The following is a 16,200-nucleotide window of genomic DNA, read 5'->3' on the forward strand; positions in this document are numbered from 1 at the left end:
TCACTGACTGCGCAATACAGGTGATCCAACATGGCCTCGTCCACTCCCCAGGTGCTTGAACAAGAAACCCCGGCGTACGGGCTCGCCTCCGTCCAGCAAGGTATCTGGCTCGATCAGATGGCTCATCCCGAGTTGCCTTACTACAACATAGGCATGGCGATGGAGATCCGTGGCGAGATCAATGTCCCGCTGTTCGAGAAGGCCATCCAGCTGGTTGTGGAACGTCACGATTCCCTGCGCCTGAGTTTCGATGTACAGGACGGCGTCGCCTGCCAGCGTGTCCTGCCTCGGGTCGATGTGGCATTGGAAGTGGTGGATCTCTCCGGCGAGCAGGACCCGGAAAAAGTCGCCAGAGCGTACCTGCAGGAAGAGTTCCGCCGCCCCTTTGCGTCGCTGACCGGTGTGCTCTGGAGTGTTCGTCTGGTGCGTTGCGGGCCACAGCTTTATTACTGGCTGACCCGCTATCACCACCTGATGACCGATGGCATCAGCGTCATGCTGATGGGGCGCGCAGTGGAGCAGGCTTATAACGGCCTGCTCATTGGTGAAGACGATCCGGCCCAAGGGCCGTCCTATCTGTCTTTCCTCGAAGAGGATCGCGGCTACCTGGAATCGAGTCGTTTCGAGCGGGACCGGGCGTTCTGGCAGGAAGTCTTCGCCGAGTTGCCACCGCCGCTGCTGCAACAGCGTTTTGCAGTCCCTGGTAACGGCGTTGCACCCAGCGCCCAGGTGCAGACGATGATGCCGCGCAAACTGTTCAACGAACTGGCCGAGTTCGCTACCGGCCAGGGTCTGTCCCTGGCTCACGTGTTCATGACGGTGATCAGCACCTATTTCTGTCGCACCACGGGCGTAGACTCCATCGTGATCGGCATGCCGGTCCACAACCGTACCAATGCCCGGCAAAAGGCGACCGTGGGTATGTTCTCGTCGGTCAGCCCGATCCGTCTGGAAGTCGATACCCAGGCTTCGCTTATAGACCTGATGCAGGTCACGGCAGGCCAGTTGCGCCGTTGCTATCGGCACCAGCGCTTTCCGATTGCCGAACTCAACCGCACCTTGAAGCTTGCCCAGCAAGGTCGTCGGCAGCTTTTTGACGTGTCGATTTCATTTGAAAGCCTCAATGGCGACGCGACGCTGGGCGGTCAGGAAACCGAGATTTTCACCCAGGACAACGGTTACGAGCGTTTGCCACTGGCAATCTTCGTCCGTGACTACCATGCCTCAGACGATGTTTATCTGGACTTCAACTTCAACACCGCCTTCTTCACTCAGGAAGAAGTCCAGGTCATTCAGGGCCGCATGGTGTCGATGTTTGAAGCTCTTATCGAGCACCACGCGCTGCCTGTCGCGCAATTCCCGATCATGCCGCAAACCGAGCAGGACCGCGTGCTGCACACCTTCAACGCCACACAGCATGACTACCCTCGCGATGAACTGATCCACGGGCTGTTCGAGCAGCAGGTCGAACGTACGCCTGATGCGGCTGCGGTCAGCGACCATAACGGCCGGTCGTTGAGCTACGAGGCGCTTAATCAGCGTGCCAACCAGTTGGCCCATCAACTGATCAAGCAAGGTGTAACACCGGATGCCCGGGTCGCCGTGGCCCTGCGCCGTAGCAACGAGCTGGTGGTCGCGCTTCTGGCAATCCTCAAGGCCGGTGGCGCGTACGTGCCGATAGACCCGGACCTGCCGGACAATCGCCGGGACTATATGCTCGACGACAGTGCGCCGGTGGCGATGCTGACCTCAGGGGCATTGCTGGATAACGTCGCACGGGCAGACATCCCCGTGCTGCTGGTTGACGAAGACATTGACCGCTCCGCGTTCCCGAATACCAACCCAGACCCGGCATTGCTGGGCCTTGAAGCCACGCACCTGGCTTATGTGCTGTACACCTCCGGCTCCACCGGCAAGCCAAAAGGTGTGATGAACGAGCACCGGGGCGTGGTCAACCGCCTGCTATGGGCACGGGACGAATACCGGGTCAATGAAACCGACCGAGTGCTGCAAAAGACACCTTTCGGTTTTGACGTATCGGTCTGGGAATTCTTCCTGCCGCTGCTGACCGGCGCGCATCTGTACATGGCGCTCCCTGGTGGCCATCAGGACCCTGCCTATCTGGCTCAGGTGATGCGCGAACAAAACATCACCCTGTTGCACTTCGTCCCCTCGATGCTGGAAGTGTTTCTGGAGCATGGCGACAATCAGGGTTTTACCGCCCTGAGCCGCGTGTTGTGCAGTGGCGAAGCCTTTCCTCGCAGTCTGCAGAAACGTTTCGAGGAGCAACTGGCGCCGGTCGAGCTGCATAACCTCTATGGCCCGACCGAAGCCGCCATCGACGTCACGTCCTGGCACTGCCGCCCGACTGACGAAGGCGACAGCGTGCCGATTGGCCGGCCTATCGCCAATATCCAGATCTATATCCTCGATCCCCATGGCCAGCCGACGCCTGTGGGTGTGGCGGGTGAAATCAACATTGGTGGTGTGGGCGTTGCTCGTGGCTACCTGAACCTTCCTGAACTGAGCGCCGAACGCTTTGTGCGTGATCCGTTCTCCCGTGCCCCGCAGGCTCGCCTGTACAAGACCGGCGATCTGGGCCGCTGGCTGGACAATGGCGCGGTCGAGTACATCGGCCGTAACGACTTCCAGGTCAAGATCCGGGGGCAGCGTATCGAGCTGGGCGAGATCGAAGCCAAGCTGGCCCTGCATGAGGCCATCAAGGAAGCTGTGGTGCTGGCTCGCGACGAAGCGTCCGGCGAGAAACGTCTGGTGGCCTACTTCACCTCGACCAGCGACTCTGCGCTGAATATCCGTGAACTGCGCGACCACCTGCACGCCCAGCTTCCCGCCTACATGGTGCCTGCCGCTTATGTCGGCCTGGAAACCCTGCCGCTGACTGGCAACGGCAAACTGGATCGCGGCCTGCTGCCAGCACCGACAGCAGACGACGTGATCAGCCGTCGCTATGAAGCGCCTCAAGGCCAGCTGGAAAACGCCCTTGCCGAGTTGTGGCAAAACCTGCTGAAAGTCCCTCAAGTGGGGCGTGAAGACCACTTCTTCGAGTTGGGTGGCCATTCGTTGCTGGCCATTCAACTGATTTCCCAGATGCGCCAGCAACTGTCCATCGAGCTGGATCTGGCGGAGCTGTTTGCCCACCCGACACTTGCGGATCTTGCGCAGATTGCGGCAAGCGCAGGCAGAAGCAGCCTGCCGGACATCACGCCGGTTGACCGTGAAGCAGACCTGCCCATGTCGTTCGCCCAACAGCGCCTGTGGTTTCTGGCGCAGATGGAAGGTGCCAGCGAGGCTTATCACATGCCGGCGGGCTTGCGCCTGCGTGGCACGCTCGACGTTTCGGTACTGCAAAGCGCTCTGGATCGTGTGGTCACCCGCCATGAGGTATTGCGCACCCGTTTCGTGCCCCATGCCAGTCAGCAGGCGGTGCAAGTCATCGATGCCGAGAACATCGGCTTTACCCTGAAACGCATCGACCTGTCGGGCCAGGCAGATGCCGAACAGCAGATGCAGGCCCTGGCCCATGAAGAAGCTCTGGCACCTTTCGACCTGGAGCGCGGCCCGCTGGTGCGTGGCACGCTGATTCGCCTGGGTGAAACCGAGCATGTACTGCTGGTGACGCTGCACCACATCATCTCCGATGGTTGGTCGATTGGCGTGCTGACCCGTGAAGTGGCCGCGCTCTATGACGCGCTGCGTCAGGGTCATGCCGACCCATTGCCGCCTCTTGCGTTGCAATACGCCGACTACGCTGCCTGGCAGCGTCGCTGGCTGACCGGCGAGGTGCTGGAGAAGCAAAGCCGCTACTGGAAGGAAACACTGGCCGATGCGCCAGCACTGCTGACCCTGCCAACCGACCGGCCACGCCCGGCGGAACAGAGCTATAGCGGCGCCAGCTTGCCGGTGGCCTTTGACGAAGAGCTGACCCAGGCCCTCAAGACGTTGGGGCAACGTCACGGCGCGACCCTGTACATGACCGTAATGAGCGCCTGGGCCGCCCTGCTCAGCCGCCTTTGCGGGCAAGACGAAGTGGTGATCGGTTCACCCATGGCCAACCGGACCCGTTCCGAGGTCGAACCTTTGATCGGCTTCTTCGTGAACACCCTGGCGATTCGTGTCGACACCTCGGGGCAACCCGATGTCGGATCGCTGCTGGCACGGGTCAAGGCCCAGACCCTGGCTGCCCAGCGTCATCAGGACCTGCCTTTCGAGCAGGTCGTGGAAATCGTCAATCCGTTCCGCAGCCTGTCCCACACCCCGATCTTTCAAGCCATGCTCAGTTGGCAGGACACCGGCGTCGGCCAGGCCGAACTGGGCGAACTGCTGCTTGAAGACCTTGGCCTGTTGAACGATATCGCCAAATTCGACCTGTCCCTTGACCTGGGTGAAACCAATGGCCGCCTGAGTGGCAACCTCGAATACGCCACCGCCTTGTTCGATGAAGCCACAGCACAGCGCTATCTCGGTTACTTCGAGCGCATTCTGCGAGCGATGGCCGACGACGACCGCTCGGTGGTGGAACATATCGAACTGCTCGACGCCAGCGAGCGTCAGCGGGTGCTGCAGGATCTGAACCCCGCCCGCACACCTTACCCCCACGACCGGACCATCCATAGTCTGTTCGAGGATCAGGCCAGCGTGCGCGGCGATGAGCTGGCAGTGGCTTTCGAGGGCCAGCGCCTGAGCTACAGCGAACTCAACCGGCAGGCCAACCGCCTGGCGCATCACCTCATCGGCCTGGGGGTTCGACCAGACGACCGGGTGGCGATCTGCGTAGAGCGCAGCGCCAGGATGGTGGTCGGTTTACTGGGTATTCTCAAGGCGGGCGCGGCCTATGTGCCGCTGGACCCGGATTATCCTGAACAACGCATTGCCTACATGCTGGAAGACAGCGCGCCCTCGGTGCTGGTCAGCCAGCACGAGGTTCTGGGGCGCGTGCCACAACTGTCGATCCCGCTGGTGCTGCTGGATGAGCCCATCGAGGGCCGCGATGACAATCCGTTCGTTGCCGACCTGAAGCCTGAGCATCTGGCTTATGTGATCTACACCTCCGGCTCCACCGGCAACCCGAAAGGGGTCATGATCGAACACCGCTCACTGGTCAACTACAGCCTCGATGCGGCCCGTCTGTTCGAGCTGAGCACCCGCGACACCGTGTTGCAGCAGAACACCCTGAACTTCGATCTTTCCATCGAAGAAATCTTCCCGGCCATGTTGGCTGGCGCGACCCTGAAACCGACCCGCAGCCTGTTCGGCACCCGGCAGGATGACGATGAACCCGTCGCGACCATGGTACACATGACCGCCGCCCACTGGCACACCATGGTGGGTGAATGGCACCTGAATGCCGAGTTGGCCACAAGGCAGTTGAAAGACGTGCGCCTGATCAACGTGACCGGCGATGCGCTGTCCGCACAAAAGCTGCAACAGTGGGAAACCATCCGCCCGGCCCATGTGAAGCTGGTCAATACCTACGGCCCGACCGAAGCGACGGTGTCTTGCACTGCCGCCTATGTGCAGGGTTCTGCCGACGATAGCGAAGCCAGCGGCAATGCCACCATCGGCACACCCATGGCCAACACCCGGATCTATCTGCTGGACGAGCAGCAACAACCCGTACCGTTCGGTGCTTCGGGGGAAATGTTCATCGGCGGCGATGGCATAGCCAGAGGCTATCTGAATCTGGAGTCCATTACTCTGGAGCGTTTCCTGGCAGACCCGTTCAGCGATCAGCCTGACGCCCGCATGTACAAGACCGGTGACCTGGCCCGCTATCTGCCGGACGGACGTATCGAATATCTGGGCCGCAATGACTTCCAGGTCAAGGTGCGGGGCTTCCGCATCGAACTGGGAGAAATCGAGGCTCGCCTGGGCAGCCTGCCGGGCATCAAGGAAGCGGCGGTCATTGCCCGCGCCGACAGTGCAGGTGAAAAGCGCCTGCTGGCCTATGTCGTTCCCCGTGACGGCCAGAGCATCGAGGCGTCAGAGCTGCACGCGCAACTGACTCCGCTACTGGCTGAATACATGATGCCCGCTGCGTTCGTGAGCCTGCCGGCCTTCCCGTTGACTGCCAACCGCAAGCTGGACCGCAAGGCGCTGCCCGAGCCCACTGCCGAAGCCTATGCCAATCGCGCACACGAGGCGCCCCAAGGTGCCACCGAAACCTTGTTGGCGCAGGCCTGGCAAGAAGTGCTCGGCATTGAAACCGTAGGCCGTAACGATCACTTCTTTGCCTTGGGCGGGCACTCACTGAAAGCCGTCAGCCTGATCGAGCGTTTGCGTGAGCAAGGGTTGGTCGCCGATGTACGGGCCGTGTTCAGTACACCACTGTTGCGGGACATGGCCACAGCCATCGAGGGCGGCAACGACTCGCTGTTCGTCGCCCCGGCGAACCTGATTCCCGATGGCTGCACGGCGCTGACGCCGGACATGCTGCCGCTGGTTCAATTGAGCCAGCAACAACTGGACACCCTGGCCCAGCGAGTGCCGGGCGGCGCAGCGAATGTCCAGGACATCTACCCGCTGGTGCCATTACAGCAGGGCATTCTCTATCACCACATGCTGGGTCACGAGGGCGACGCCTATCTGGTGCGCTCGCTGATCGAATTCGACGACCGCACCCACCTGGATGCCTTTCTCGACGCCTTGCAGCAGGTCATCGACCGCCACGACATCCTGCGCAGTTCCGTTCAGTGGAGCGGCCTGCCACAGGCGGTGCAGATCGTTCAGCGTCAGTCCACCTTGCCGGTAGAGACACTGGCACTCAAAGGCCACTCGACAGCCCTTGAACAACTGCAACGGGCAAGCGACCCGCGCCATCTGCGCATGGACCTGACCAAGGCACCGCTACTCAGTGCCCGGATCGTCCAGGACCCGCAATCCCGGCGCTGGCTGCTGGCGTTGCTCGATCATCACCTGATCAGCGACCACGTCAGCCTTGCGATCATTCTCGAAGAAATCCAGACGATCATGCAGGATCGCAGTGATCAACTGCCGGTACCGATGCCTTACAGGGATTTCGTCGCCCAGACCCTGGCCAGCACGCCCGAGGTTCACGAAGCCTATTTCAGCGAACGTCTGGCAGTAATCGATACACCTACCGCCCCTTTCGATCTGCTCAATGTGCAAGGCGACGGAGCCGACGTCAGCGAAATCAGCCAGTACCTGGAACCGGAGCTGGCCCACGCCATCCGCGAGCAGGCCCGCCGCCAGGGCATGACTCCAGCAGTGCTGTTCCATGCAGCCTGGGCGCAGGTTCTAGCCCGCTGCACCGATCAGAGCGACGTGGTGTTCGGCACTGTGGTGTCGGGCCGTCTGCAAGGTTCGTCCGGCTCCGAACGGGCGCTGGGGGTGTTCATCAATACCCTGCCGGTGCGCATCAGCCTTGCCGGGCAAGGTGTCCGCGAACTGGTCAGCGAAGTGGCCCGGGATCTTGGCCAGTTGCTCGGTCACGAACAGGCCTCGCTGGCGCTGGCCCAGCGTTGCAGCGGCGTACCGGCGTCTCTGCCGCTGTTCACCACCCTGCTCAACTATCGCCATCAGACCGATGGTGGATCTCTGGCCAATGACGAGGCCGTACTGCAATGGAATGGCGTGCGTTTCCTCAGCAACGAGGCACGCACCAACTATCCGATTGAAGTCGCCGTGGCCGATGAAGGCCAAGGTTTCTCACTGACCACCCAGACAGCCGCCGGTGTCGATCCGCAGCGTGTTGCCAGCTATTTCATCCAGGCTGTCAGTACGCTGGTCGACGCTTTGGAACAGACGCCGCTGCGTCTGGCTGACACCCTCGACATCCTGTCCGAAGCTGAACGCCAGCAGGTACTGACCGGTTTCAACCAGACTGCCATCGACTTCGGTACGCCAAGACCCTTGCAGACCTTGTTCGAGGCTCAGGCGCTGACCCGACCGGATGCCATCGCTCTGGTTTTCGAGCAACAACAGCTTACCTATGCTCAGTTAAACCGCCGCGCAAACCAGTTGGCCCAGCGTCTTCTGGTACACGGCATTCAGCCAGAACAACGGGTCGCCATCTTTGCGGATCGCGGCGTCGAGATGATCGTGGCCCTGCTCGCGGTGCTCAAGGCCGGCGGCGCTTATGTGCCAATCGACCCCAATCACCCGGCTGATCGCATCGCCTTTATCCTCAAGGACAGTGCCGCCCGTTTGCTGCTGTGCCAGAAGACCCTGACTCCTCACCTGCCTGCAGCTCGCTATTGCCCGGCGCTGATCCTGCTCGATGAGCACGACCCGGCAGTCATCGATGACGATCCGCAGTACGACGAGAACTTTGACCCGGAATCCGTGGGCTTGAGTGCCGAGAACCTGGCTTATGTGATCTACACCTCCGGCTCAACCGGGCAGTCCAAGGGTGTGATGGTCGAACACCGTTCGGTGTTCAACTTCAGCCACGTCATGGCGCAGACCACCCACGCCCATTGCCCACCACAGGCCAATATCGCGCTCAATGCTGGCTTCTACTTCGACATGTCCATCAAGGGCATCGCGCAACTGTTCTTCGGCCATCGCCTGATCATCATTCCACCGCTGATCCGGGCCAGCGGCCATGAACTGCTGGATTTCCTTGAGAAACATCAGGTCCATGCCTTCGATTCCACGCCATCACAGCTGGATACTCTGCTGGCGGCTGGCTTGCTGGAGCGCCGCAGCTACCAGCCGGTCAGCGTCCTGCTGGGTGGCGAAGCCCTGAATGCTGCGACCTGGGACAAACTGCGCCAGAGCCAGAATATCCATTTCTACAATATGTACGGCCCGACCGAGTGTACGGTCGATGCCTCTTTGGGCCTGATCAGCGAGCTGGGCGACCGCCCGAGCATCGGCAAGCCGCTGTCCAACATGCAGGTGCTGGTACTCGACAAGCGTGGTCAGCCAGTGCCGGTGGGCGTGACCGGGGAGCTGCATATCGGCGGTGCCGGTGTGGCCCGCGGCTATCTGAATAACCCGCAACTGACTGCCCAGCGTTTTATCTCCAACCCGTTCTCCAGTGATAAGCAGGCACGCTTGTACAAGACCGGCGACCTGGGTCGCTGGAAAGCCGACGGCAGCCTGGAATACGCCGGGCGTAACGACTTCCAGGTCAAGATCCGGGGCTTCCGTATCGAACTGGGCGAGATCGAAAGCGCACTGCTGGCTTCTCCAGCGGTGCGTGAAGCGGTAGTGATTGCCCGTGAAGACAACCCCGGCGAAGCCAGCAGCAACCGGTTGGTGGCTTATGTCTGTGGCGAGCCGACTTCTGCCGAAGAGCTGCGGGCACGTTTGATCAAGCGCTTGCCGGAATACATGGTGCCCAGCGCCTTCGTGCAACTGGACGCCATGCCGCTGACCGCCAACGGCAAGCTCGACCGTCGCGCCCTGCCCGCTCCGGGCCAGGACTCGCTGGCAAGCCGGGCCTATGAAGAACCGCAGGGTGAAGTGGAACAAGCGATTGCCAACATCTGGCAGGACTTGCTGCATGTGGAGCGAGTCGGTCGCAACGATGGCTTCCTGGAGCTGGGCGGCCACTCGCTGCTGAGCGTTCAGTTACAGGCTCGCCTGCACACCGAACTGGGTGTTGAAATCGACCTGCGTACGCTGTTCGCCCAGTCCTCGCTGCAGGAACTGGCGGCCTATGTCGCCCAGGCCGATCAATCCCGTTCGCAACCGATTCCTCTGGCAGACCGCCAGCAAGCGTTGCCGGTGTCCCTGGCCCAGCAGCGTCTGTGGTTCCTCGACCAACTGGACCGCAACGCCAGCGCTGCCTATCACATCCCGGCACTGCTGCGCCTGACCGGCAAGCTGGACCGCGCTGCTCTGCAACGGGCGCTGGCCAGGATCGTGGAGCGCCACGAAAGCCTGCGTACCACCTTCGAGCGCCATGGCACGCAAGTGCAGCAGCATATCGCGGCGCCAGGCAGTGGCATCGTCATCAGTGAAACCACCGTCACCCATCCAGTGGACCGGCTCACTCTGCAACGCATGGCCGAGGAAGAAGTGGCCCGGCCTTTCGACTTGGCCAAAGGGCCGCTGGTCAGGGCGCATCTGGTCATCCTGGGCGATGACGAGCATCGGCTCTGGGTAACCCTGCACCACATCATTTCCGACGGTGCTTCGCTGGGCGTGCTGATCGACGAATTCAGCGCGCTTTACAGTGCTTTCGCCAAAGGCGAGACCGATCCGCTGCCTGCTCTGGCCATCCAGTACGCCGACCATGCCGTCTGGCAGCGGCAATGGCTGTCGGGCTCACGCTTGCAGGCGCAGAAGGATTACTGGCAGCAACACCTGCAGGGCGCGCCTACCCTGCTGGAACTGCCCACCGACCGCCCTCGTCCACTGGTCCAGAGCCATGCAGGCGGCCAGTACAACGTCGCGTTGCCCACTGAACTGACGTCGGGGCTTCGTGCCCTGAGTCGCCGCCATGGCAATACCCTGTTCATGACTCTGATGGCGGGCTGGGCAGCGTTGCTGTCACGCCTGAGCGGACAGACCGACATCGTGATCGGCACACCGGTCGCCAACCGGCAACGCGAGGAAACCGAGTCGCTGATCGGCTTCTTCGTCAATACCCTGGCGATCCGCGTACGGCTGGACGACGAACCGACCGTCACGCAACTGCTTGAGCAAGTGAAAGCCAGCACGCTGGGGGCTTTCAGTCATCAGGAACTGCCTTTCGAGCATGTGGTGGAAACCCTGAACCCGGCTCGCAGCCTGGGCCACAGCCCGGTCTTCCAGAGCATGCTGGCGCTGAAGAACGGCGACGCCGAACCTGCCCTGCAACTGCCGGGGCTGACGCTGAGCGCCGAGGACTACGAGCACCGCAGCACCCAGTTCGACCTGTCGCTGTCACTGACCGACGACGGCACCGACCTGACCGGCAGCGTGGAATACGCCAGCGACCTGTTTGACGACAGCACTATTGCTCGCTTCATGTCCCACTTCCAGACCTTGCTTGACAGTCTGCTGGGCAACGACCTGCAAGCGGTCAGCCGCCTGCCGCTGCTCAACGAGGAGGAGCGCGAGCAAGTGCTGCATGGCTGGAACGCAACCGAACGGCCATTACCGGGCAATCCCTGCATCCATGAGCTGTTTGAACAACAGGTTCGCAATCAGCCTGACGAACTGGCACTGATCTTCGAAGACCGGCACCTGAGCTACGCCGAGCTGAACGCCGAGGCCAACCGCCTGGCCCATTACCTGCTGGCCACCGGCATCCAGCCCGATGACCGTGTGGCACTGGCCATCGAGCGCAGCCCGCGCCTGATCGTCGCCTTGCTGGCGATCCTCAAGGCGGGTGCAGCCTATGTGCCGCTGGACCCGGCGTACCCTGCGGAACGCCTGGCGTACATGCTGCGTGACAGCGCACCGCGTGCCTTGCTCTGCGAGCACGGGGCCTTGCAGCGTCTGGGCGAACTGCCCGCTGGCCTGCAAGTGATTGCTCTGGATGACGAGTTCCAGCCCTGGAACACCCTCGATGACAGCAACCCGGATGCTGCTGCGCTTGGGCTGACGGCATCGAACCTGGCCTACGTGATCTACACCTCCGGCTCCACCGGTACACCGAAAGGCGTGATGCTTGAACATGCGGGCCTGCGCAACGAAGTGGCGGCAATCTGCAAGCTGACCGGCCTGGTCGCTGGAGAACGCTCGCTGCAATTCGCGTCGGTCAACTTCGACGCCTCTACCGAGGAGATTTTCGGCGCGTTGATCAGCGGCGCCACGCTGGTCTTGCGCAACGATGACTGGCTCACCTACGCCAGCAACTTCTGGGCCTTGTGTGCGGAAAACAGGTTGAGTGTGGTGAGCCTGCCCACGCGTTTCTGGCAACAACTGGCTCAGGACCAGAAGGCACCGATTCCCGAGCAGGTGCGCGTGGTGGTCATCGGTGGCGAGGAATTGAGCACTGAGGCCGTGCAGCAGTGGTTCGCACGCCCTGGCCATACTCCGAGGCTGCTCAATACCTACGGGCCAACCGAGGCGACCATCGTGACGACTGCGGCTGAAGTCCAGCCACAGGACACCCCGAACCGAAGCATTGGACGGCCATTGGACAATACCCGGGTCTACGTCCTCGACCGCCATGGCGAACCGCTGCCCACTGGCGTGGTCGGTGAGCTGTATATCGGCGGTGCCGGGGTCGCACGTGGCTACCTCAATCAGCCACAACTGAGCGCCGAACGCTTCCCGATCTGCCCGTTCGGCAACGATCGACAACGCATGTACCGCACCGGCGACCTGGGTCGCTGGTTGCCGGACGGCACCTTGCAGTTCCTGGGCCGTAATGACGATCAGGTCAAGATCCGTGGCCTGCGCATCGAGCTGGGTGAAATCGAAAACGCCCTCGCCGCCTGTCCGGGCGTGCGCCAGGCGGTGGTACTGGCCAGGGACGACACGCCCGGACAGGCCAGGGACCTGCGGCTGGTCGCCTACCTGTGCGGCGAATCACTGTCCGTGGAGCAATTGCGCGCGCAACTGCTTGAACGGCTCCCTGATTTCATGGTGCCCAGCGCCTTCGTTCAGCTCGATGCGTTACCACTGACCCCTAACGGCAAGCTCGACCGCCGCGCCTTGCCAGTGCCCGATCAGCAGGCCTTCACCAGCCGCCGGAACGAAGCGCCCCAGGGCGAAACCGAAACCGTGCTTGCCACGCTCTGGCAGGAACTGCTGGGGCTGGAAAAAGTCGGGCGCCATGACCGGTTCTTCGAGCTGGGCGGTCACTCGCTGATGGCCGTCACGCTGATCGATCGTCTGCGTCAATTGGGCCTGAACGCTGACGTGCGCAGCGTATTCACGGCGCCAAGCCTGCACGAACTGGCTGCGACCTTGCAGCACGGCAACGTATTGCAATTCGAGACACCGGCCAACCCGATACAGGCCGGTTGTACAGAACTGACCCCGGACCTGCTGCCGCTGGTGGAGCTAAGCCAGTCGCACATCGACCATATCGTCATGCAAGTACCGGGCGGCGCGGCCAATATCCAGGACGTCTATCCACTGGTGCCTTTGCAGCAGGGAATCCTGTTCCACCATCTGCTGGACCAGGAAGGCGACGCCTATCTGGTGCGTTCGGTCCTCGAATTCAGCGAGCGGGCAACCCTCGATGCCTTCCTGGAGGCGCTGCAACAGGTCATCGACCGGCATGACAGCCTGCGCACCTCAATACACTGGAGCGGCCTGCCGCAACCACTACAGGTAGTACAGCGCAACGCACGACTGACCGTGAACAGTCTGGACTTCACAGGCGACGACATTCGCGGGCAACTGGAACGCGCCACCGAGCCTGGCCGCCAGCGTATCGATCTGGGCAAGGCACCGCTGATCCACGCCCACATCACCCATGATGTAGACACACAATGCTGGCTGCTGACCCTGCTTGACCATCACATCATCAACGACCATGTGAGCCTGGGCATCGTCCTCGACGAAATCCGCACGATCATGGACGGCGACGCAGCCCGCCTGCCTGAACCCCAGCATTATCGCGAGTTTGTCGCGCAGACCCTGGCCAGCCCGGTCGAACTGCATGAGGACTACTTCCGTCGGCGTCTGGCAGACGTGGACAGCCCGACTGCGCCATTCGACGTGATGGATGTGCAGAGCGACTTCCAGAACCACATCCTGACACTCGACGAAGACTTCACCCAGAGCCTGCGCACCCAGGCCCGAAGCCGCGGCGTACTGCCCGCGACGATCCTGCATGCAGCCTGGGCGATGGTGCTGGCACGTTGCACTTGCCGCGATGACGTGGTGTTCGGCACCGTACTCTCCGGCCGCCTGCAAGGCGGTGCCGGGGCGCAAAGTGCCGTGGGCATGTTTATCAATACCCTGCCGGTGCGCGTACAACTGGCAGGACGAAGCGTTCAGGGCCTGATCGGCGAAACTCATCAGGACCTGAGCGAGTTGCTGGGCCACGAACAGGCTGCACTGACCACCGCCCAGAGTTGCAGCGGTATCGACACTGGCCTGCCGCTGTTTACCAGCCTGCTCAACTACCGCCTGCATGCCCGGGCTGCCGAAGGGCTGGCGGACTGGCCCGGCATACGGGTGCTGACCGACGTCGATAACGGCGACTATCCGCTGTCGCTGTCGGTGGACGATTATCCTCAGCACCTGACACTCACCCTGCAAAGTGTGCCGGTCATGGATGCCCGGCGCATCGCCGACATGACACTCAAAGCCCTGAAACTGTTGGTCCAGGCACTGGCGGAAAATCCGGACATCGAGCTTGCCGACCTGGACCTGCTATCGGACGAAGAACGTCAGCGAGTGCTGGTCGAACTCAACCAGTCTCAGACGGCCTATCTGCAGGACACCTGCATCCACCAGCTCTTTGAAGCACAGGTGCTGCGCCAGCCCGAGGCGATTGCCGTCCGGGACCGCGAGCGGAACCTGAGCTATCAGGAACTCAACCGTCAGGCCAACCTCGTCGCCCACCAGTTGCTGGCCCAGGGTCTGCAACCGGACGATCGGGTCGCCTTGCTGCTGGAGCGTGGCCCGGAACTGATCATCGGCATGTTGGGCATTCTCAAGGCCGGTGGCGCCTATGTACCACTGGACCCCGATTATCCGGCCGAGCGGCTGGCGCATATTGCGACCGACAGCGCACCGAAGGTCTTGCTCAGCCGGGCTGGACGGCTGAATTCGCTGCCTGAGCTGTCGATCCCGACATTGCTGATCGATGCCGGGTTCCTGACCCGGAGCAACCCGGAACAGGAGCACAACCCGGACTTGGCGTTGAGTTCCAGAAACCTGGCCTACGTGATCTATACCTCGGGTTCGACCGGCCTGCCCAAAGGCGTAATGATCGAGCACCGCAGCCTGGTCAATTACAGCCTGGATGCAGCCAGCCTGTTCGAACTGACCTCGGACGATCTGGTATTGCAGCAGAACTCGCCGAACTTCGACCTGTCGGTCGAGGAAATTTTCCCGGCCCTGCTGGCAGGCGCCACTTTGATGCCGACGCAGGAGATTTTCGGCACTGACGGGCTGATCGGCGAAGCGGCTCCAACGGTGCTGCACATGACATCGGCCCACTGGCACAGCCTGGTCGGCGGCTGGCACCCACAACCGGAGCGCGCCCTGGCCTGCCTGGGCAATGTGCGGCTGATCAACGTGACCGGCGATGCTCTGTCGGCGCAGAAGCTGGAGCAATGGGCCAGGATCCGGCCGGCTCACACCCGACTGGTGAACACCTACGGCCCTACCGAGGCGACCGTATCCTGTACCGCCGCTTATGTGGGCGAAGCAGCAGGCGACCGGCCGATGGAAGCCTTGGTGAGCATTGGCAAACCCATGGCCAATACCCGTATTTACCTGCTGGACCCACACCTGCGCCCCGTGCCTTTCGGTACTACGGGGGAAATGTATATCGGTGGCCACGGGGTCGCTCGCGGCTACCTGAACCTGGAAACCGCCAATGCCGAACGCTTCCTGGCCGACCCGTTCAGCGACGAAGCCGATGCCCGCCTGTACAAGACCGGCGATCTGGCCCGTTACCTGAGCGACGGCAGCCTGGCGTTCATGGGCCGTAACGACTTCCAGGTCAAGGTCAGGGGTTTCCGGATCGAGCTGGGGGAAATCGAATCCCGGCTTGCCGGCTGTGCCGGGGTCAAGGAAGCGGCCGTCATCGCCCGCGAAGACGTGCCCGGCGAGAAACGGCTGGTGGCCTATGTGGTCGCGCAGGCCGGTCATGTCCTCAGTGCCACGGCATTGCGCGAAGAACTCGCGCCGCAACTGGCCGAGTACATGCTGCCCGGCGCTTTCGTGATCATCGATGCCATGCCATTGACCCCCAACGGCAAGCTCGACCGCGCACGGCTTCCAGCACCGGACCAGCAAGCCTTTGCCCAGCGCGCCTATGAAGCCCCGAGTGGCGAGACCGAGCAATTGCTGGCCAGCCTGTGGGCCGACCTGCTCGGTTTCGAGCACATCGGTCGTAACGATTCGTTCTTCGAGCTGGGCGGTCACTCCCTGACAGCGGTGCAATTGACCCTGCGGATTCGTGAGGAAACCGGCGTCGACATTCCTCTCAGAACCCTTTTTGAACAGAACTCGCTGATGGCTCTGGCCGACCACATCAACACCTTGCAACTGGCGCTGTACGACGCCGACGACCTGCTCGCGCTCGAACAGGAACTGGCTTTGCTCTCTGAAAGCGACCTGCTCGCTATTGTCTCCAAGGATGCCTGA

At 62.0% G+C, this 16,200-nt stretch carries 1 protein-coding gene; it reads left to right on the forward strand.

Features of this window, described 5'->3' with window-relative positions; genetic code table 11:
- Nucleotides 1–30: 30 nt before the first annotated feature.
- The gene (locus tag JL015_RS01565; RefSeq protein ID WP_201017140.1) at nt 31–16,200 is read left to right on the forward strand and encodes a non-ribosomal peptide synthetase; all 16,170 of its coding nucleotides are present in this window, start codon (nt 31–33) and stop codon (nt 16,198–16,200) included.

Source organism: Pseudomonas cichorii (genome assembly GCF_015471405.1).
Taxonomy (GTDB): Bacteria; Pseudomonadota; Gammaproteobacteria; order Pseudomonadales; family Pseudomonadaceae; genus Aquipseudomonas; species Aquipseudomonas serbiensis.

What these genes read in the sequence shown, in the direction of transcription:
- JL015_RS01565 (WP_201017140.1), top strand. Translation starts at nt 31, where the DNA reads ATGGCCTCGTCCACTCCCCAGGTGCTTGAACAAGAAACCCCGGCGTAC.